Here is a 17,025-nt window from a genome sequence, read left to right on the forward strand (position 1 = left end):
TTACCAATGGCCCGTGTTTTCCATGCTGGCCCAGGGCTCCGCTGCAGGCAGGCTGTCACCTTCCTGCAAAAGCTCGACCGAGATGTTGTCGGGGCTGCGCACGAACGCCATCCGCCCGTCGCGGGGCGGGCGGTTGATGGTCACGCCGTTGTCCATCAGGTGCTGGCAGGCGTCATAGATATTCTCCACCGTATAGGCGAGATGCCCGAAGTGGCGGCTGTCGGACGGCAACCCGTCGTCACCGTCCCAGTTATACGTCAGTTCCACATCCGCGTGGCCATCGTCCATGCCGGGCGGGCACAGGAACACAAGCGTGAACCGGCCGCCTTCATGGTCCATCCGGCGCCGCTCCACCAGCCCCAGCAATTTGTAGAATGCGATAGAGGCATCAAGGTCTTTCACACGCACCATCGTGTGCAGGTATTTTATTGGCATGGGATATCGGTCCTTTACGGCCAGGAAGGGGCGGCTCAGAACAGGGATTGAAATCCGATCTGCAGCCCCAGGTTTTGTGTTTCAAAGCGCGAGACATTCGATTCTGTCCGGCTTGCTTCAAATGTCAATTTAGGCGCAAAGCCATAGGTGTCAAAATCAACAAACAGTAATGACGTGGACAGCGTTGCCTTGGTATCGCGCCGCGCATCCGGACCATAGAGCGGATCGTCATACCGGCGCAATTCCGCGCTCATCCCGACTTGTGCAATCGCCCCCATGACCGGTTTGGGGTGGGTATATTGCACGCCAAGGTTCAGCCGCGTGTGGGTCAGCGCGCTGCTGTCGGTATCCGTGCGCCCCACTTCCGTCTGCCAGCCCAGCCGCCCGCCGTTCTCCAGCGGCCTGCTCCATTGCGCCCCCAGCGTGGAGGTGATGCCGGAACGGATGTCATTGTCCTTGCGGTCCGAATACCCCAGCGATGCGTCCCAGGCAAAACGCCGTCCCTCCGGGCGGGCATAGCGTTGCCGCCAGTCCAGCCGGATTTCATCCGCCAGCGTGCTGTCGCCCGACCAGATGCGACCTAGGCTGACCGATACGGTCTGACGCGGCTTGCCCGGCCCGGCCGTGAAATCGCGCCCCAGCGTCGTCTCCAGCTTGCGATAGGAAAATTCGGAGGCCTCGACGCCCACAGGCACGTTATCGTCGCTGAAGACCACATGACTTTCGGTCCACAACAGGCTGACAAAATTGCGCTTTTTCGGTTCTTCGGCGAAGTTGTACCGCAACTCCACGTCCGACCGGATCTCGAACCCGGAAATCGGCACCGCGGAAGGGTTGGTAAAGACCAAGCCGCCCAGAATGACGGTGTTGTCCCGTGGCGCATTGTTGACGTTGTCGCTGGGGGTGATCCCGAAGGAGAAGTTCACAGACCACGGGTTCGTCTTGCGCAAATAGGCAAAATCCCTTGCCGCGCGCGCCTTCAACCGTGGGTTTGGCGCGACGTCTCCCGCCCGCCGCAACCAGAACTGCGCGCGCGTCTTGTGCCCGTCCGACGACAGCGCCTGCGCCATCGCGAGGGCAGAGGCATAGCGATCAAGGGGATGCGTGCTGACCGCCCAGGCGCGGCGCGCAGCCTCCTGCGCCGGACCATAGCGCCCGAGGGTCCGCAGGGCCTGCGCCTGCACAATCAGGCTGGGGCCATCGTCCGGATCGCGCTTTACCAGCACCGAGGTCACGTCCAACGCGGCCTGCGGCTGCCCGGTGGTGAGCAACCGTGCGGCCATGATGCGCGCTTCCTGAGGTGTCAGGTCAGCCTGCTGTTGCGCGGCAGCACCGGATGCCAGTGCCACCACAAATGCCAGCAGGAGGGCGAGCCTTTGCATCACCGGTCCGTGATGAAGCCACCAACTTCGCGAACTTCGCCGTCCGAGGTGCCGCTGCCATCCTGCACGATAATGTATCCGGACACCTCTGTGCCCCCGGGTCCTGCGACGACGCCGGACCAATCACCGCGGCGCGCCTCATCCCCCGTGGCGTTTTCGATCTCAAAGGCTTCGGCCTCGTCGATGATGCCGGTGGCGCGGTCAATCGTGGTGTCTTCAAGGACAATGACCGTGTCGAGTGCGCCCAGCGAAACGCCGTTCTCATCGTACAGAATACGGTTGCTGATCCGGCCGTTGATGGCGCCCGTCACGTCGAAATCACCAAAATCCGCAGTGACCTGAGCCGTGCCGGTGACGAAATTCGGCGTGTCCCGTCCGGCGGTGTTGGTTGTCGTGCGCACCGCGGCATAGTTGCCGGTGAAGACGTAAATCGCCCCGTCGTTGGGCAAGACCGGCACGCCACCCGCAATCCGCTGTGCGCCTGCACCGCCATACCCGAAGTCGCTGTACTGCGTTGTGTTGGCCGAAGCCACCTGCGTGAGCCCGGAATCGGACCGGCGGAAGACGGCAAAGTATTCAACCTCGCCCGGGCCGTCCTGAAGGCTCTCATAGGCCCCGAACCCACCCGCCAGGGCCGAGCCGGGAATGCGCGCATAGACGTTGTTGTCATCGTCGAACGGCAGGTTGTTCAGGCGCAGGGTATCGGTGGCGCTGTCGTATTCGATATTGTTGAGGCGCAGGAACGCATCCTCGTCGTCGATGAAAATGCTGCCGGCGCTGGTATCTGCGCCCGGCTCGGGATCGGGGTCCGTCGCATCTCCACCAAAAGGGGGCGTGCCCCCACAAGCTGCCAGCCCGCACCCAAGCGCAAGGCCCATCCAAATACGTGTCACTATGTTCTGCCCTCGAAAAATGCGTTGCGGCCATCCTCAAATCGCTGCTCCCCAATGTCAACGCACCGCGACACCTCTGGCCGAATTGCCGCAAAGGTGCAGCCGAAAAACAATACCGTATATGGCGGTTCCTGATGGCCATCTGCGCATATATAGTAAGAGACGAATCTGCCGACGGCTTTGGGCAGGTTCACGCCGACCACCTTTGAAAATTCCACCGCCCCATATCACGAAGGATGCCCCCATGCCCCTCAGCCCCGAGCAACAAGCCGAAATCGACGCCCTGCGCGCCGAGGCCACACCGACCCTGCGCGCCACCGTGCCGGGGATGGAGGCGCATCTGTACAAGGCCTACGACGTGCTCGATCACGGCTTCATCCGCGTCATCGACTACATGGGCGACGACGCCGCGATCTGCCAGGCCGCCCGCGTGTCCTACGGCAAGGGCACCAAAAGCGTGCAGAACGACGCAGGCCTCATCCGCTACCTGATGCGCCACTGGCATTCGACCCCGTTCGAGATGTGCGAGATCAAGCTCCACGTCAAACTCCCCGTCTTCGTCGCCCGCCAGTGGATCCGCCACCGCACCGCCAACGTCAACGAATACTCCGCCCGCTACTCGATCCTCGACCGCGAATTCTACATCCCCGCACCCGAACACGTCGCCGCACAATCTGTGGTCAACAATCAGGGCCGGGGCGGGACGCTCGAAGGCGAGGAAGCCGCCCGCGTGCTGGAAATCCTCAAGACCGACAGCAACCGCGCCTACGACAACTACGAGGCGATGATCTCTCAGGACGGGCAGGAGGGCCTGGCCCGCGAACTCGCCCGCATGAACCTGCCCGCAAACGTCTATACCCAGTGGTACTGGAAGGTGGACCTGCACAACCTGTTCCACTTCCTGCGCCTGCGCGCGGATGAACATGCGCAGTATGAGATCCGGGTCTATGCCGATGCGATCTGCAAGGTCGTGGCGGACTGGGTGCCTGCGGCCTATGGGGCGTTTGAGGACTATCGTTTGGGTGGAGAAAATCTGAGCGCTACAGCTATTGATTGTATCCGCCGGATGGTGAAGGGTGAGCAGGTGACGCAAGAGACCTCTGGAATGTCTAAGGGGGAATGGCGGGAGTTTGAGGGGGTTATTGGTTGACTAAGAATCCGATTATCCAAAATGGGGCGTCGATTGGCCAACTGTCGGCTGAAGCAGATGATGAGTTTCTATTTGAATGCTTTTTCGACCACCCAATAGTCGCGGAAGTACGATCTCCACAGTCTCCGAAGATGATCATTCTTGGGAGTACGGGAATTGGGAAAACTGCAGCACTACGAATGATAGAGAAGCTTGAGGAAAGAGTTTACTCCGTTGAGTTAGATGAACTATCCCTCAATTATATTTCAAATAGCAACGTCATTTCGTTTCTTACTGAGCTTGGTGTTCCAATGGATCATTTCTTCCAAGCTCTTTGGAAGCATGTAATATGTGTTGAGTATATCAAGCTCCGATATGCAATCAAGTCAGAGGATTCCTCAAAAAGATGGTTTGGAAATTTGAAGGATGCTTTTTCAGGAGATGGTGCAAAGAAGCGAGCGCTAGCCTATTTGGAAAAATGGGAGGGGAAATTCTGGATATCGGTTGACGAAACGGTCAAAGAGATCACAGAGACTTTGGAAAAGGCTATTGAAGCCAATTTTACTACTGAGCTTGAAAAATTCGCGCTGGATGCAGGTTTCGTCCGAAAGCTTGGGCAAGAAAAGAAGACTCAGCTAGTTCAAAGAGTGAAGTCTGTTGTGGACGCAGATCTTCTAACTGAACTCGCACAGGTCATCAGGCTTCTCTCCGCGTATGACAGCAATGGTCAAGCTTCACACTATGTCCTTATTGATAAGCTTGATGAGAATTGGATTGGAGACAATGTGAAGTTCTCTCTTATTCGATCGCTAATTGAAGCGCTAAAGAGTATGCGTAAAATTCGGAACCTGAAGGTAGTTGTTGCTCTGAGAGCTGACTTGATGGAGAAGGTTATCGAGGAAACTAAGGAAGATGGCTTCCAGAGCGAAAAGTATGAAGACTACTTCGCGCGCATCTCATGGACGCCTGAACAGCTACGAACTCTGGTAAACGATCGAATAAATTTTCTCTATCGGAGAAAGTACACCAAGCAGAATGTTTTTTTCGATGACATAATGCCGCCAGTTATTAATAAGGTAAAGACTTTCCCATTTCTAATTGAACGCACTTTGCTTCGCCCGCGCGATATCATTACCTTTGTGAATCTTTGTTTCGCCCAAGGGGCCGAAAAAACGGAGATTTCTAAATCAGATGTTTTGAAGGCAGAGTTGATATATTCAACCAATCGGTATGATGCAATGGTAGATGAATGGAGGCCAGTTTATCCTGCGATAGAACCTTGCCTAAAAGTTCTACGTGAGCGACGCGAGTCATTCCTATTGTCAGAGTTAAATACTTCAAGGTTTGCAGACACTTTGCTTGAAGAACTAGTCGCCGATAGGCGATACGAGAAGGATCCGCTGTTTCAGCTGGTAGACAACTCTGTGACTTCGGGTTCGGATATTCACGTCTTTACACTGGTGCAGTCTTTGATGGTCCGCCTTCATTTGGTTGGGGCGATAGGCGTAAACACCTCCCCTCAACAACCCTTTCAGTGGTTCTATAAGACACATCGGAGAATCGCACCGACGGTTCTTACTTCTTCGTCAAAAGTTCGGATTCACCCAATGCTTCAAGCCGCACTCGCGACCATAAGATAAATTTTCTCCGTGGTTTGGAACGCAGCCGCGGGTGTCTTCGCAGATCCTTTAAACTAAAACCGATGGGTTCATCATTCAAACGCAACTCCGAAAGCCCCCCAAATGATCCTCTACGGCCTCCCCACCTGCACCGACTGCAAAAAAGCGCTCAAGGCCCTCGAAGACGCAGGCCACAAGCCCACCTTCCGAGACGTCCGCGCCGAGCCGCTGTCGGAAGCCGAATGGGCCCCTCTGATCGCCGAATTCGGCGACAACATCATCGACCGCAAATCGCAAATCTACCGCAACCTCAACGCATGGATGCGCGAATCCGAGGCCGAGGCGCAGTTGATGGATCAACCCGCCCTCATGGCCCGCCCCATCATCACCGACGGCGCGCGCATGACTTTGGGCTGGGATGACGCCGCGCAATCTGTCTGGCTGGCGTGACCGACCCGCGCCACATCCTCCAATCCCGGCTCAAAGCCCTCGACGCCGAAGACACCGCCGCCGCCCCCTCCCAGAAACCCGTCACCCTTGATCAGCAGTCCACCGGGCGGCTCACCCGAATGGACGCGCTCCAGAACCAGGCCATGGCGCAGGCCCAAGCCCGCCGCCGCGCCGCCGAACGGCAGAAAATCCACGCCGCCCTCCAGCGGTTGGAAGACGGCGAATACGGCTATTGCACCGACTGTGGCGAAGAAATCGCGCCCGCGCGCCTTGCCGCCGACCCCGCCATTGCCCGCTGTCTGGAGTGTATCCGGGGCTAGCGCACGGTGCATAAACACAAAATTCATCAATATTAACAATTTCTTACGGTTACCCATGGGTAACCCGGTCTCAATCACGGACAAGACGGACCTTCGCGTTCCTGCGTCCCCACCCCCGCAGATGTCAGGGCCAGCGGCCGCAGCCATCGTCACCGCGACATGGGCCGCCCGCAGGCAGGGGGAAGCCAGAAAAAACTGGACTTGTCCCGTCGGCTTGGGGCAAGATTTGCGCATCAAGCAGTCAAGAACAACAAGATGAGGGAAACATGCGTCTCAAAACAGCACTGACCGCGGCGGGGTTTGCCCTGTGCGCGTTGGCACCGCAAATGGCCGCAGCGGATGCCAAGATCTACCCCTACCACGGTGCGAATTACTGCCCCGCGGGCTTGCAGCCTGTCACCATCTCCGGCGTCATTTGCTGCGGTACACCGAACCAGCACATCAGCTATGCGCAGGCCATGGCGCATCCGGTCAAGCGGCATCGCGTGAAAAAGACGCGCACTTATTCCGCGACCGCACATTGCAAGGAAGGTCACAAGGGCTGCGACTGATCCCTGTTGCGGTCCGCGTTGGTTGGATGTGGCCCCGGTGCATCCGTGCAACCGGGGCTTTCGAATTCACAGCAGCGTAATGTCCGCCGCCATCTGGCGGCCATCTCGGCCTTCCTGCAATTCGAAACTGACCTTCTGGTTGTCAGCCAGCCCGGTCAGACCGGACCTTTCAACGGCGGAGATGTGTACGAAAATATCACTTCCACCTTCTTCGGGGGCAATAAAACCATAGCCCTTGGTTGTGTTGAACCATTTGACGGTGCCGGTCGGCATAGTCTGCGTCCTTCTTGTCGTTCCACTTGACCCAATCGTTCGGGGTGCAGCGCCGCCAAAACACGCGGGCCCACAAAGAAAAAGATTGTTCATTGAGTTGAAAAATCAAGAAAGATGCGCGAAATCTTTCGTGATAACGGGCCCAAAACGGCGGTCTGCGCTGAAATGAAGCAGGGGTGGTATGCAGATATACGGTTTGAAGAATTGCGACACGTGCCGCAAGGCGCTCAAGGCCTTGCCGGGGGCAACGCTGGTGGATGTCCGCGCTGACGGCGTGCCGGATGCGGTGCTGGCGCAGGCCCATGCGACGTTTGGCGACGCACTGGTCAACACCCGGTCCACCACCTGGCGACAGCTGGACGACACGGCGCGGCAGCAGCCTCCGCTTGATCTGATCAAGGCCACACCATCGGTGATGAAGCGGCCCCTGATCGCGGTGGGGGACCAGCTTTTTCTGGGCTGGAACAAGGATGTGGAAGCCGAGGTGCAATCCCGTCTCTGACCAGCCTAGCCTGCGGTGGGTTTCAACGCCCGATCAATCGAAAGCGGGCCTGCACCTTTGAAAACAAGGATCAGCAACATCAGCACCCACAGCGCGCGTTGGTCCATGATGGCGGCATCGGCGAAGCGGTCGAACCATGCGCCGATGGCATCCGTGGCGCCGTGGCCATACACATCCGTAACGCTTTGCACGACGACGAAACCGATCATGCCAAGGGCGGCCAGACGCGTCAGCAGGCCAACCACGATCAGTACCGGCAGGATGAATTCTGCCCATGTCCCGCCCAGTACCACCAGCTTTTGCCACAGGCTGAGCGCTTCGGTATCGTACCCGGCCGCTTCGATCGCCTTGGGAAAGATCTGCGCGTAGGCGCCCACGGAGGGAGTCCAGAGGCCCGCAAGCCCATCGCCCAACTTGGTCATGCCCGAGTTCAGGAAATAGATCAGCAGAACCCCCGCGAAGACAAGACGCGCAAGCGTCGGCAGAAGCCAGTCTGCCCGCTCCAACCGGGCGGCCATCGCGGTGTAAGTTGAGGTAAGTGCAGTCATTTCAATTCCTTAGTCGGGTCTTGGGCAAAAGCCTGGGTGGTAAGGGCCAGTGTCAGGCTGGCTTCGAGATTGAACGCGGGATGCGAAGCGACCACGTCATCGTGGGACTGACCCAGTGTCCGACCTGCGGCCAGAGCCTCCAACCAATCGGCGGCACCGGGGGGCAGGGCATGGGGCGCGGGGTCAAATTCCGGGCGGGTGATCAGGATGTCCTGCGCAACCGCACGCGGTTTGGGCGCGCCATCTTCGTTGTTCAACCGCCAGATGTCGAACAGGGGCCAGGCGGAACGCAGCACGACCGTGGCAGGCGCGAGGGTGAAGGTCCGGTGCATCAGCGCGTCAGCATCCAGATGTTGCAGGACGGCGGGGTCAAACGGCGCGGCATCGGCGGCGTGATAGGACCGGCGCAGGGCCAGATCAAGCCGGGCGGCATCGGGCAGGTATCCGATGTGGGCCAGCGGTTCGAACGCTTCCAGAAACGCGGGAAACTGCGTGCCGTAGTACATCATCAAAGGCGAAGCAGGCGGGTGCGCGCGGACGTAAAGCGGGGCGATGTTGTCGAAATTCTGCGCCCCGATCAATTTGCGGACCAGCGGGAAGGCGGTGCGCATCGCCTCGATCAGGGAATGGGTGACATTGTTGCGGTAGACGTCGTATCGCTTGCCTGCCGCCCCCTGATCCGGGCCGATCAATCCGTCCGGGACGGGGGCCATGGCATCCAGCAGGCCTGCGCGAAAGGCGGTCTGGGTGGTCATTGAACCGGGGCAATCGCCGCAAGAGCGCGGTCGGCGCGCAGGGCTTCGGCGCGCAGCACGGACCAGTCGGGCACGTCGGTGTCCCATTCGACCAGCACCGGTTTGGGGCCGGTTTGGGCCAGCGTGTAGTCCAGCAAGGACCACACCGGATCGACCACGGGTTTGCCGTGGCTGTCGATCAGCAGGGGGGCGCCGTGATCGTCGGCGTCTTCATCATGGCCGCCCACGTGGAGCTCTCCGACACGGTCCGTCGGGTAGGCGTCGATGTAGGCCTGAGCACTGAGGTTCAGGTTTGTGGCTGAAATGAAGACATTGTTGACATCCAGCAAGAGGCCGCAGCCAGTCACGTGGGTAAGTTCCGCCAAAAAGTCCGTTTCAGACAAGCTGGATTCTTCAAAGGCGAGGTAGCTGGAGGGGTTTTCCAGCAGCATTTGCCGCCCGAGCACGTCCTGCACCTGATTGATATGCGCGGCAACATGGGCCAGCGTTTCGGGTGTATAGGGCAGCGGCAGAAGATCGTTCAGGAACTCCGACCCGTGGGTGGACCAGGCGAGGTGTTCGGAAAAGCTGGCCGGTTTGATCCAGTCGCACAGCTTTTTCAACCGCGCCAGATGATCGGGGTCCAGCGGTCCTTCACCGCCGATGGACAGGCCGACGCCATGCACTGAAATGGCAAAGCGTTCCGACAGGGCAGCAAGCTGCGCCAGCGGGCGGCCGCCATCGCCCATGTAATTCTCCGCGTGTACTTCGATCCACGAGACGGGGCCGGGGTCCTGTTGCAGGTCGGTGAAATGCTGGGGTTTGTAACCCACACCTGCGGCGTGGGGCAGGGCGCGGAACGTTGCGGCTGCGTCGAGCATGGGATTGCTCCGGTATTGCATGGGGATGTCTCAGGCGGCAGAACCGCCTGAGACGAAAGGCTTAGGCCGGCAGGTCGCGGTCCAGCGCTTCGAGCGAGCCTTTACGCTCCGACCCGTCAGCCATGGTCGGCAGGTCAATGCTTTCGCAGGTGCCTGCGTCCACGAGGGTCCATGCGTTGCCCTGATAGTCAGTCACGGAGGTGCCTGCGCAGGTTGTGCCGGGGCCGGCAGCGCAGTCATTTTCACCTGCAAGCGACACGCCATAGCACTTTTCCTTGGAAGCCGCATTGGCCGTTGTCGTTGTGCTTGCTGTCATGGCGGCAGCGACCGCACCGGCAATGGCGATGGATTTCATTGTGTTGGACATGATGACCTTCCTTTGATGATCTGCATTCACTTGGTGGTGGAAAGAATAAAGCACCGTGTTGTCGATTGCGCCAGTCACAGCCGAGTGTGTCACGCATCCGTCAGAAAATCTGCCGAAAACCGTAGGAATTCGCCGCTTGGTGCGCGATTTTCGTGATGAAATGTTACAGACGCCGGTCCGGCGGCACGCCGCACAGGGGGCCAGCGTGAGGAATGTTACAACGCATGCGGGGGCTGGGCAGGGGCCCCGAAGGCCCCCGCCCATGTATCAGCGCAGATCGGGCGGTGTTGCTTCGGCCCCGAGTGCCGCGGCCACATCAGCAAGGGACTGCACGGAGGTCTGCTTTTCCCCCAGACGCCGGACGGAGACGGTTTTCTCTTCCACCTCGCGCCCGCCTACGGCAAGGATCACGGGCACCTTGCCGACGGAATGTTCGCGGACCTTGTAGTTGATCTTTTCGTTGCGCATGTCGGCCTCGACCCGCACGCCTGCGGCTTTGAGCGTCTCCACCACTTCGCCCACATATTCATCCGCCTCCGAGGTGATGGAGGCGACGACGACCTGACGCGGGGCGAGCCAGAAGGGCAGTTTACCTGCGTGTTCCTCGATCAGGATACCGATGAAACGCTCGAATGAGCCAAGGCAGGCGCGGTGCAGCATGTAGGGGCGGTGTTTCGCGCCGTCCTCGCCGATGTATGTCGCGCCCAGCCTTTCGGGCAGGTTCGGGTCCACCTGAAAGGTACCGCACTGCCAGACCCGACCGATGGCATCGGTTAGATAAAAGTCGAGCTTGGGGCCATAGAACGCGCCATCGCCCGGCTCCAGCGTGAAATCGCGTCCGGTGGCCTTGATCGCCGCTTCCAGCGCGCCTTCCACGTGATCCCAGCTTTCGTCCGATCCGACACGCTGCTCGGGACGGGTGGCGAACTTGATTTCGAAATTGGTGAAGCCAAGGTCGGCATAGACGCCGGCAAGATAATTGATGAACTTGGCGCATTCCGCTTCGATCTGGTCTTCGGTGCAGAAGATATGGCCATCGTCCTGTGTGAACCCGCGCACCCGCATGATGCCGTGCAGCGCGCCGGAGGGTTCATAGCGGCTGCAGGATCCGAACTCCGCCAGACGCAGGGGCAGGTCGCGGTAGGATTTCAGACCCTGATTGAAGATCTGCACGTGGCAGGGGCAGTTCATGGGTTTCAGGGCGTTGATCGCCTTTTCCTTGGCGTGTTCCTCCTCAACCTCGACGATGAACATATGCTCCTGATACTTGTCCCAGTGGCCCGATGCCTCCCACAGTTTTCGGTCGACGACCTGGGGGGTGTTGACCTCCTTGTAGCCATCGGCGCGCTGTTTGCGGCGCATGTAGTCCTGCAGGGAGGTGTAGACGCTCCAGCCATTGGGGTGCCAGAAGATCTGACCGGGGGCTTCTTCCTGCATGTGAAACAGGTTCATCTCGCGGCCCAGCTTGCGGTGGTCGCGCTTGGCGGCTTCTTCCAGCATGTTGAGATGCGCGCGCAGCTTTTCCTTGCCGGTGAAGGCCACGCCGTAGATGCGTTGCAGCATCGCGCGGTCTGAATCACCGCGCCAATATGCGCCTGCGATGGACATCAGCTTGAACGCATCCCCCGGCACCTGTCCGGTGTGTTGCAGGTGCGGACCCCGGCACAGGTCCTGCCAGTGGCCGTGCCAGTACATGCGCAGCGGTTCATCGCCGGGAATGGCGTTGATCAGTTCGACCTTGTAGGGTTCATTGTTGGCCTCGTAGAACTTGATCGCGCGGTCGCGGTCCCAAACCTCGGTGGTGACGGGTTCACGCTTGTTGATGATTTCCTTCATCTTCTTTTCGATCAGGCCGAGGTCTTCGGGGGTGAAGGGTTCAGCGCGATCGAAGTCATAGTACCAGCCGTCCTTGATGACGGGTCCGATGGTCACCTTGGTGTCGGGCCAGATTTCCTGCACCGCGCGGGCCATGATGTGCGCAAAGTCGTGGCGGATCAGTTCGTTTGCCTGATCTTCGTCAGCCATGGTGTGGATGGCGATGTTTGCGTCAGCGTCGATGGGCCATGCCAGATCGTAATGCGCGCCGTTCACGGTGGCAGAGATGGCCTTCTTGCCGAGCGATTTGGAGATGTCGGCGGCGACGTCGCCCGCAGTGATGCCAGCGGGGTAGCTGCGCGCGTTGCCATCGGGAAGGGTGAGGGAGATATTGCTATCTTTGGGGGCCATGTCGGCGCTCCTCGTCAGTTTGGCGCCCACGAGACGCCCGGTTGCGGGTTTATGTGACGTCTCTTTGCGGCGGCGGGGCGTCTGCGTCAAGGGGCTGTGGCGCATTCGGGGGCATGGCGTGTCGATTGGGTCCGCTTGCCAAGTGGGCGTGTGTGCGCCTTAGTCGGGGCAGGAAAGCTTGAGGGAGGACCAGACATGGCAGAGATCGAATGGCAGCGGATGGCTGCGCATCAGTTGCGCGTTTTGGCGGGGCAGGATGCGGTGGTGATCCTGCCGATTGCGTCGATTGAACAGCACGGGCCGCATCTGCCCACGATGACGGACACGCGGTTGGGTCATGAGGTGGCAGTGCGCGCCGCGCGCAAGGTGGCGGCGACGCGGCCCGTGGTGGTCACCCCGGTTGTCTGGTCGGGGTTGTCGGAGCATCACATGCCTTTTGGTGGCACGTTGACCGTATCGGCGGCGACGCTGCGCGCGGTGCTGACGGACCTGATCGCGTCGATCACGCGGCTGGGGTTTCGCAAGATCCTGCTGTCGAATTCGCACGGGGGCAACATCATCGCGATGCAACAGTTGTGTGATGAACTGTCGCCCGACTGTGCGGCGACGATCGTGGCCACGACCTATGCCATTGAGGCGGGACCGGAGATTGCAGCGTTGCTGGAAGATCAGGACGGGGTTCAGCACGCGGGAGAGGCGGAAACCTCCATGATGCTGGCGTGTCAGGCCGATCTGGTGGACACGCAGGACCTTGCGGCGATCGGGACACCGGGGGAAGGGGGGCCGGGGTTTCTGAAGGCGGGGCGGGCGTCCTACCGCTGGCGGCCCTTTGCACATGCGACCGTGGATGGGGTGTCCGGCACGCCGGAGAAATCCACCGCTGAAAAGGGCGAGGCGCTGTTGGAAGCGAGCGCGGAGGGGATTGCCGCGCTGATCCTGGACGCGCAGACCTGGGCACCGCCAGATGACAGGCGGGGCAAGGGGACTGCTGGCGTTCCGTTTACGTCTTGAGCGGGGTTCGGCGGATGCACAAGAATTAGGCAATCGATCAACATGTTAGCGCTGGCGGCGATTGTATACCCAGATATACGTTGACTGCGACACATCTGCGTCTATTTTCGACATAACCGCAGCGCCTGCGGATCAAGCGAAATCCTGAGGAGTACCCGATGCCGAGCTTCAATCGCCGTTTTGATCTGTCCATTGCAGACGTCGACCTGATCGAGGAAGCGCTGCGTGCGCGGGGCCGGGAATTGTGCCGGATGCGCCGCGCGCTGAGCGATGACACCCCCGCCGATCTGGAATCCATCCGCGTGGTGGAGCAGGACCAGCGCACGGGAGAGGAATTGCTGGGTCGTCTGCACGACCAGAAGATTTTCTACCGCCCCAAGAAAAACACCTACGTCAGCGGCTGAGCCGCGTTTCATATCCCCCGGTATGAAGAAAGGCCCTGCCGCAGTGCTGCGACAGGGCTTTTTTGTTGGTGCGAAAGACGGCAGCCGGGTTATGCGATGCCGCGCGCGGTAAAGACCGCAAAGGCCATCAGCAGGCAACACACCCAACCGGCCGTGAAGATCAGTGGCCGCAGCGGGAAGCGCGCCCCGGCAGTAATATAGCCGATCGCATGGGCCACGCGCAGCCAGAAGAAGGCAATCGCGGTCCAGAATGTCAACGCGGTGAAGCCATCCATCCGGTCCACCAGCAACACGAGCACAGCGAAGGGAATGCCCTGTTCCAACAGGTTGAGGTGTGCGCGGTAGGCGCGCTGCACCCAGGGGCGGTGCAGCGTGGGATTGCCCGGCAGAATAAAGCCATCCGGCGCATCGGCGGGCAGGGACCCTTCGGGCACGGTGTTGACCCCGACGATATAGGGGATCCAGAGCGACGCGGCGAGGATCATCAGGCAGGTCAGGATGCCCAGTTCTGTGGGAAATGTTTCCATCGGTAAATTCCTTTTGTGTGAATGCGTTACATTGCGGCTTTCAAGCCGGTCCCGGTTTCGAGCCATGACTTGAGAGAGGCAGCCAGCCGTGCCCAGCCTTCGGCCACACCTTCCTGACCGGAGGGCAGGTCGTAGTGTTCAATCGTCAGTTTGCAGACGTCGCCTTGCGGCTCAATCGTGTAGGCCATGCGTGAACCGGGGGCGTCGGGGCCGAAGAAATGCGGCTGAAAGGTCGTCTCGATCCGCGATTTGGGATCGATCTGGATGATCTCCTGTTCAAGCATCTTGCTGCCGTCGGGGAGGATGAAGGTGACGTTGTCGCCTGCCGCGCTGGCGCGGCCGTCAACCCGGTCACAGGCGAAATGATAAGCGGCCATGCTGGCCGGATCGCTGAGCGCATCCCAAAGCGCGTCCTGGGTGCAGCGGATAAAGGTCTGCATCATGAAATCTGGTTTTGACACGGTGGTATTCCTTTCGAGGTCTTGTTTGAAATTGAGGACCGCTCGTGCCGCCGGTTTTGCGCGCATCGGCTCAATCCAGCGGTCAATCGTCTGTTGAAGGGGCAGGGCGTTCAGATAGTGGTATTTGAAACGCCCCTTCTTGTGCGGAATGACGAGGCCTGCCTCTTCCAGCACGGCGAGATGTTTCATCACGCCAAATCGGGTCATGTCCAACAATTCGGTCAGCTCTTGCAGGGTCTGCCCGTCGCGCTGGCGCAGGGCGTCCAGCAGGGTGCGGCGGGCCGGATCGGCAAGGGCTTTGAAAATCATGTCCATGGTATTCCTTATAGGTTACTCAATAGTCACGTGACAAGGTGGTCACCTATAAAATCCTCCTTGCTCCGCCAGAAATCCCCGCGCATGATCGCCTTCAAACGAGGGGGGCACATGGCAGAAGCGTCTATTTTACAAGCAAAAACAGGGCGCAAGATCGCCTATCACCGGACCGAAGGGCGCGGGCCGTGGATTGTCTTTCTGGGCGGTCTGAAGTCCGACATGATGGGCACCAAGGCGGTCTTTCTGGAGGAATGGGCGCGGGCGCAGGGCCGCGCATTCCTGCGATTCGACTATTCCGGGCATGGTGAGTCGTCGGGCGACTTCACCGACGGTTGTATCGGGGACTGGGCGGAGGACACGGCCGCTGCGGTCGCGGCGCTGACCAAAGGACCGATCGTGCCAGTGGGGTCCTCCATGGGAGGGTGGCAGGCGCTGCTTTTGTGTCGCGCCGCACCCGCGCGCATCGCCGGACTGGTCACCATTGCCGCAGCACCGGATTTTACCGAAGACGGCTATTGGGCGACCTTCACCGACGCGCAGAAGGCGCAGCTTGAGACCGAGGGATCAGTGGCGCTGCCGTCCGACTACATGGAGCCCTACATCATCACCAAACGCATGATCGAGGACGGGCGCGACCAGCTGGTCCTGCGCACGCCCCTGCATTTACCGTTTCCGGTGCGGTTCCTGCAAGGCACCGCAGATACCGCCGTCAGTGTGGAAACGGCCCAGCGCCTGCTGGAACATGCAACCGGGCCGGACATGCGGTTGACACTGGTCAAGGACGCCGATCACCGGTTTTCGGATGAGCCCTGCCTGGAGCTGATCACGCAAGCGCTGGAAGAGGTTCTGGCAGGCAGTTGAGGAGACGAGGATGGACCAAAGGATTTCTCTGATCACGCTGGGAGCGAGCGACGTGCCGACACTGGCCGCGTTCTACGACGCGCTTGGCTGGCGGCGGGTGGAGACGGAGGACGGCGTGGTGGCCTATGACCTGATCGGGCAGACGCTGGGGCTTTATCCGCTGGACAAGCTGGCCGAGGATATTGGCGTGAGTGCTGATGTGCTGGGGCACGGGGCGGCGACGCTGGGTTATAACGTGCACGAGAAAGAGGACGTCGCACGTGTTCTGGCGCAGGTTGCGGCGGCGGGGGGTAGGGTGCTCAAACCGGCGTCGGACGTGTTCTGGGGCGGGCATCACGGGTATTTCGCCGATCCGGAGGGTCATATCTGGGAAGTGGCGTTCAATCCGTTCTCTCCCTTGCGCGACGATGGCGCGTTTCGCTGGAACGGGTACGGCTGATGCGCAGCCCCCGCAGCATGTGGAGCCTTGAAACTTTCGGGCGCATCCGCCTGTCACGGCACTTTTTCATGCGTGACTTCATGTATTCGGAGATTTCCGGCTATCACGGCATCCCCAACGTGCCTGAAAACCCTGAACTGGTGGTCGAGAATGGCCGTGCGTTCTGCACCGCCCTGATGGACCCGCTGGAGGAAACGTTTGGCCGGGTCGCGGTGCGCTCAGGCTATCGGTCGCCTGCGCTGAACGCTTACGGCAATGACAACCGGCTGAACTGCGCGCGCAATGATCACCCGCTGGAATGTCACATCTGGGACCGGGGCGCGGGGGCGGACGCCATCGCCGGGGCAAGCATCGTCATCCCGTGGTTTGCTGATCAATATGAAAAGGGCCGCGACTGGCGTGATCTGGCGTGGTGGGTGCATGACCATCTGCCCTATTCGGAGATGTGGTTTTTCCCCAAGCTGGCGGCCTTCAACCTTGTCTGGCGGCCTGACCCGCGGCGCACGATCTCAAGCTACATGGCACCGCGGGGCATGTTGTTGCGCGCGGGCGCGGCGCCGGAGGAGGATTTGCAACAGCGTCGCGCACGCTATGCGGATTTCCCGCCCCTGTGTGGCATTGATCTGCCGATGCGGCGTGTTGCAGCGCCTTGATGGCGCGGCTATAGGTTGCGCGATTTTGCGTCTGCGGCATCCAT

The 17,025-nt window shown here is 60.0% G+C and carries 22 protein-coding genes; 11 read left to right on the top strand and 11 right to left on the bottom strand.

Translation table 11 applies throughout. The features are described 5' to 3' along the window. From AB4X18_RS15875 to AB4X18_RS15885, 3 genes are read right to left on the bottom strand one after another with little or no spacing between them, the layout of a single operon-like run. Window positions 1-435, bottom strand: coding sequence for a VOC family protein (locus tag AB4X18_RS15875; RefSeq protein WP_370401005.1), 435 nt, complete (start codon window positions 433-435; stop codon window positions 1-3). A gap of 35 nt (window positions 436-470) precedes the next feature. Beyond that, window positions 471-1,817 (bottom strand): surface lipoprotein assembly modifier, encoded by a 1,347-nt coding sequence (locus tag AB4X18_RS15880; RefSeq protein WP_370401006.1) that lies wholly within the window; start codon window positions 1,815-1,817, stop codon window positions 471-473. Beyond that, complete coding sequence (locus AB4X18_RS15885; RefSeq protein WP_370401007.1) at window positions 1,817-2,710, bottom strand: hypothetical protein; 894 nt, start codon at window positions 2,708-2,710, stop codon at window positions 1,817-1,819. Before AB4X18_RS15885 ends, AB4X18_RS15880 begins: the two co-directional genes overlap by 1 nt. Before the next feature lie 244 nt (window positions 2,711-2,954). Between AB4X18_RS15885 and thyX the strand changes: the two genes are divergently transcribed. The 5 genes from thyX (at window position 2,955) to AB4X18_RS15910 (ending at window position 6,779) form a co-directional block, all read left to right on the top strand. Then, window positions 2,955-3,860 (top strand): FAD-dependent thymidylate synthase, encoded by a 906-nt coding sequence (thyX, locus tag AB4X18_RS15890; protein WP_370401008.1) that lies wholly within the window; start codon window positions 2,955-2,957, stop codon window positions 3,858-3,860. Continuing rightward, window positions 3,857-5,479: a P-loop ATPase, Sll1717 family gene (locus tag AB4X18_RS15895; RefSeq protein ID WP_370401009.1), complete on the top strand. Its 1,623-nt coding sequence runs from the start codon at window positions 3,857-3,859 to the stop codon at window positions 5,477-5,479. Before thyX ends, AB4X18_RS15895 begins: the two co-directional genes overlap by 4 nt. A gap of 102 nt (window positions 5,480-5,581) precedes the next feature. Next, on the top strand, window positions 5,582-5,908 hold the full coding sequence (locus AB4X18_RS15900; RefSeq protein WP_370401010.1) for an arsenate reductase family protein: 327 nt from the start codon (window positions 5,582-5,584) through the stop codon (window positions 5,906-5,908). Next, window positions 5,905-6,228, top strand: a complete 324-nt coding sequence (locus tag AB4X18_RS15905; protein ID WP_370401011.1) for a TraR/DksA family transcriptional regulator — start codon at window positions 5,905-5,907, stop codon at window positions 6,226-6,228. Before AB4X18_RS15900 ends, AB4X18_RS15905 begins: the two co-directional genes overlap by 4 nt. Before the next feature lie 266 nt (window positions 6,229-6,494). Then, window positions 6,495-6,779, top strand: coding sequence for a hypothetical protein (locus AB4X18_RS15910; RefSeq protein WP_370401012.1), 285 nt, complete (start codon window positions 6,495-6,497; stop codon window positions 6,777-6,779). A 66-nt stretch (window positions 6,780-6,845) separates the two neighbouring features. On the opposite strand, the gene AB4X18_RS15915 is transcribed toward AB4X18_RS15910, so the two are convergent. Beyond that, the gene (locus AB4X18_RS15915; RefSeq protein ID WP_370401013.1) at window positions 6,846-7,052 is read right to left on the bottom strand and encodes a cold-shock protein; all 207 of its coding nucleotides are present in this window, start codon (window positions 7,050-7,052) and stop codon (window positions 6,846-6,848) included. Window positions 7,053-7,233: 181 nt separating this feature from the next. Between AB4X18_RS15915 and AB4X18_RS15920 the strand changes: the two genes are divergently transcribed. Further along, window positions 7,234-7,554, top strand: coding sequence for an arsenate reductase family protein (locus AB4X18_RS15920; protein WP_370401014.1), 321 nt, complete (start codon window positions 7,234-7,236; stop codon window positions 7,552-7,554). Window positions 7,555-7,559: 5 nt separating this feature from the next. Here the strand turns inward: AB4X18_RS15920 and AB4X18_RS15925 are convergent, their stop codons facing one another. The 5 genes from AB4X18_RS15925 to thrS all read right to left on the bottom strand — a co-directional run bounded on the left by AB4X18_RS15925 (window position 7,560) and on the right by thrS (window position 12,310). Next, window positions 7,560-8,102, bottom strand: a complete 543-nt coding sequence (locus AB4X18_RS15925) for a DoxX family protein (protein ID WP_370401015.1) — start codon at window positions 8,100-8,102, stop codon at window positions 7,560-7,562. Then, on the bottom strand, window positions 8,099-8,857 hold the full coding sequence (locus AB4X18_RS15930; protein WP_370401016.1) for an HvfC/BufC family peptide modification chaperone: 759 nt from the start codon (window positions 8,855-8,857) through the stop codon (window positions 8,099-8,101). The genes AB4X18_RS15925 and AB4X18_RS15930 overlap by 4 nt, the downstream gene beginning before the upstream one ends. Beyond that, on the bottom strand, window positions 8,854-9,717 hold the full coding sequence (gene bufB, locus AB4X18_RS15935; RefSeq protein WP_370401017.1) for an MNIO family bufferin maturase: 864 nt from the start codon (window positions 9,715-9,717) through the stop codon (window positions 8,854-8,856). Before bufB ends, AB4X18_RS15930 begins: the two co-directional genes overlap by 4 nt. A 61-nt stretch (window positions 9,718-9,778) precedes the next feature. Continuing rightward, complete coding sequence (locus tag AB4X18_RS15940) at window positions 9,779-10,084, bottom strand: BufA1 family periplasmic bufferin-type metallophore (RefSeq protein WP_432816787.1); 306 nt, start codon at window positions 10,082-10,084, stop codon at window positions 9,779-9,781. Between the two features lie 267 nt (window positions 10,085-10,351). Next, complete coding sequence (thrS, locus tag AB4X18_RS15945) at window positions 10,352-12,310, bottom strand: threonine--tRNA ligase (RefSeq protein WP_370401018.1); 1,959 nt, start codon at window positions 12,308-12,310, stop codon at window positions 10,352-10,354. Window positions 12,311-12,505: 195 nt separating this feature from the next. Between thrS and AB4X18_RS15950 the strand changes: the two genes are divergently transcribed. Together AB4X18_RS15950 and AB4X18_RS15955 are read left to right on the top strand one after the other, a co-directional pair. Next, window positions 12,506-13,321 (top strand): creatininase family protein, encoded by an 816-nt coding sequence (locus AB4X18_RS15950; protein WP_370401019.1) that lies wholly within the window; start codon window positions 12,506-12,508, stop codon window positions 13,319-13,321. A 158-nt stretch (window positions 13,322-13,479) separates the two neighbouring features. After that, complete coding sequence (locus AB4X18_RS15955; protein ID WP_370401020.1) at window positions 13,480-13,725, top strand: hypothetical protein; 246 nt, start codon at window positions 13,480-13,482, stop codon at window positions 13,723-13,725. Between the two features lie 89 nt (window positions 13,726-13,814). Here AB4X18_RS15955 and AB4X18_RS15960 read toward each other — a convergent pair whose 3' ends face one another. After that, window positions 13,815-14,252: an MAPEG family protein gene (locus tag AB4X18_RS15960; RefSeq protein ID WP_370401021.1), complete on the bottom strand. Its 438-nt coding sequence runs from the start codon at window positions 14,250-14,252 to the stop codon at window positions 13,815-13,817. 26 nt (window positions 14,253-14,278) lie between these two features. Continuing rightward, window positions 14,279-15,028, bottom strand: coding sequence for an ArsR/SmtB family transcription factor (locus AB4X18_RS15965; protein WP_370401022.1), 750 nt, complete (start codon window positions 15,026-15,028; stop codon window positions 14,279-14,281). A gap of 111 nt (window positions 15,029-15,139) precedes the next feature. On the opposite strand from AB4X18_RS15965, the gene AB4X18_RS15970 reads away from it, so the two are divergent. From AB4X18_RS15970 to AB4X18_RS15980, 3 genes are read left to right on the top strand one after another with little or no spacing between them, the layout of a single operon-like run. Beyond that, a complete protein-coding gene (locus tag AB4X18_RS15970; protein ID WP_370401023.1) occupies window positions 15,140-15,889 on the top strand; it encodes an alpha/beta fold hydrolase in 750 nt (249 codons plus the stop codon). A 10-nt stretch (window positions 15,890-15,899) separates the two neighbouring features. After that, on the top strand, window positions 15,900-16,328 hold the full coding sequence (locus AB4X18_RS15975; RefSeq protein WP_370401024.1) for a VOC family protein: 429 nt from the start codon (window positions 15,900-15,902) through the stop codon (window positions 16,326-16,328). 17 nt (window positions 16,329-16,345) lie between these two features. Further along, entirely contained in the window at window positions 16,346-16,981 is a 636-nt protein-coding gene (locus AB4X18_RS15980; RefSeq protein ID WP_370402647.1) for a hypothetical protein, read from the top strand. Window positions 16,982-17,025 lie beyond the last annotated feature (44 nt).

Origin of the sequence: Sulfitobacter rhodophyticola (genome assembly GCF_041281685.2) — a bacterium.
Classification (GTDB): domain Bacteria; phylum Pseudomonadota; class Alphaproteobacteria; order Rhodobacterales; family Rhodobacteraceae; genus Sulfitobacter.

Coding starts and splice junctions, on each gene's coding strand:
- AB4X18_RS15875 (WP_370401005.1), bottom strand. CDS start 435: ATGCCAATAAAATACCTGCACACGATGGTGCGTGTGAAAGACCTTGAT.
- AB4X18_RS15880 (WP_370401006.1), bottom strand. CDS start 1,817: ATGCAAAGGCTCGCCCTCCTGCTGGCATTTGTGGTGGCACTGGCATCC.
- thyX (WP_370401008.1), top strand. CDS start 2,955: ATGCCCCTCAGCCCCGAGCAACAAGCCGAAATCGACGCCCTGCGCGCC.
- AB4X18_RS15900 (WP_370401010.1), top strand. CDS start 5,582: ATGATCCTCTACGGCCTCCCCACCTGCACCGACTGCAAAAAAGCGCTC.
- AB4X18_RS15910 (WP_370401012.1), top strand. CDS start 6,495: ATGCGTCTCAAAACAGCACTGACCGCGGCGGGGTTTGCCCTGTGCGCG.
- AB4X18_RS15915 (WP_370401013.1), bottom strand. CDS start 7,052: ATGCCGACCGGCACCGTCAAATGGTTCAACACAACCAAGGGCTATGGT.
- AB4X18_RS15920 (WP_370401014.1), top strand. CDS start 7,234: ATGCAGATATACGGTTTGAAGAATTGCGACACGTGCCGCAAGGCGCTC.
- AB4X18_RS15925 (WP_370401015.1), bottom strand. CDS start 8,102: ATGACTGCACTTACCTCAACTTACACCGCGATGGCCGCCCGGTTGGAG.
- AB4X18_RS15930 (WP_370401016.1), bottom strand. CDS start 8,857: ATGACCACCCAGACCGCCTTTCGCGCAGGCCTGCTGGATGCCATGGCC.
- bufB (WP_370401017.1), bottom strand. CDS start 9,717: ATGCTCGACGCAGCCGCAACGTTCCGCGCCCTGCCCCACGCCGCAGGT.
- AB4X18_RS15940 (WP_432816787.1), bottom strand. CDS start 10,084: ATGTCCAACACAATGAAATCCATCGCCATTGCCGGTGCGGTCGCTGCC.
- thrS (WP_370401018.1), bottom strand. CDS start 12,310: ATGGCCCCCAAAGATAGCAATATCTCCCTCACCCTTCCCGATGGCAAC.
- AB4X18_RS15950 (WP_370401019.1), top strand. CDS start 12,506: ATGGCAGAGATCGAATGGCAGCGGATGGCTGCGCATCAGTTGCGCGTT.
- AB4X18_RS15955 (WP_370401020.1), top strand. CDS start 13,480: ATGCCGAGCTTCAATCGCCGTTTTGATCTGTCCATTGCAGACGTCGAC.
- AB4X18_RS15960 (WP_370401021.1), bottom strand. CDS start 14,252: ATGGAAACATTTCCCACAGAACTGGGCATCCTGACCTGCCTGATGATC.
- AB4X18_RS15965 (WP_370401022.1), bottom strand. CDS start 15,028: ATGGACATGATTTTCAAAGCCCTTGCCGATCCGGCCCGCCGCACCCTG.
- AB4X18_RS15970 (WP_370401023.1), top strand. CDS start 15,140: ATGGCAGAAGCGTCTATTTTACAAGCAAAAACAGGGCGCAAGATCGCC.
- AB4X18_RS15975 (WP_370401024.1), top strand. CDS start 15,900: ATGGACCAAAGGATTTCTCTGATCACGCTGGGAGCGAGCGACGTGCCG.
- AB4X18_RS15980 (WP_370402647.1), top strand. CDS start 16,346: ATGTGGAGCCTTGAAACTTTCGGGCGCATCCGCCTGTCACGGCACTTT.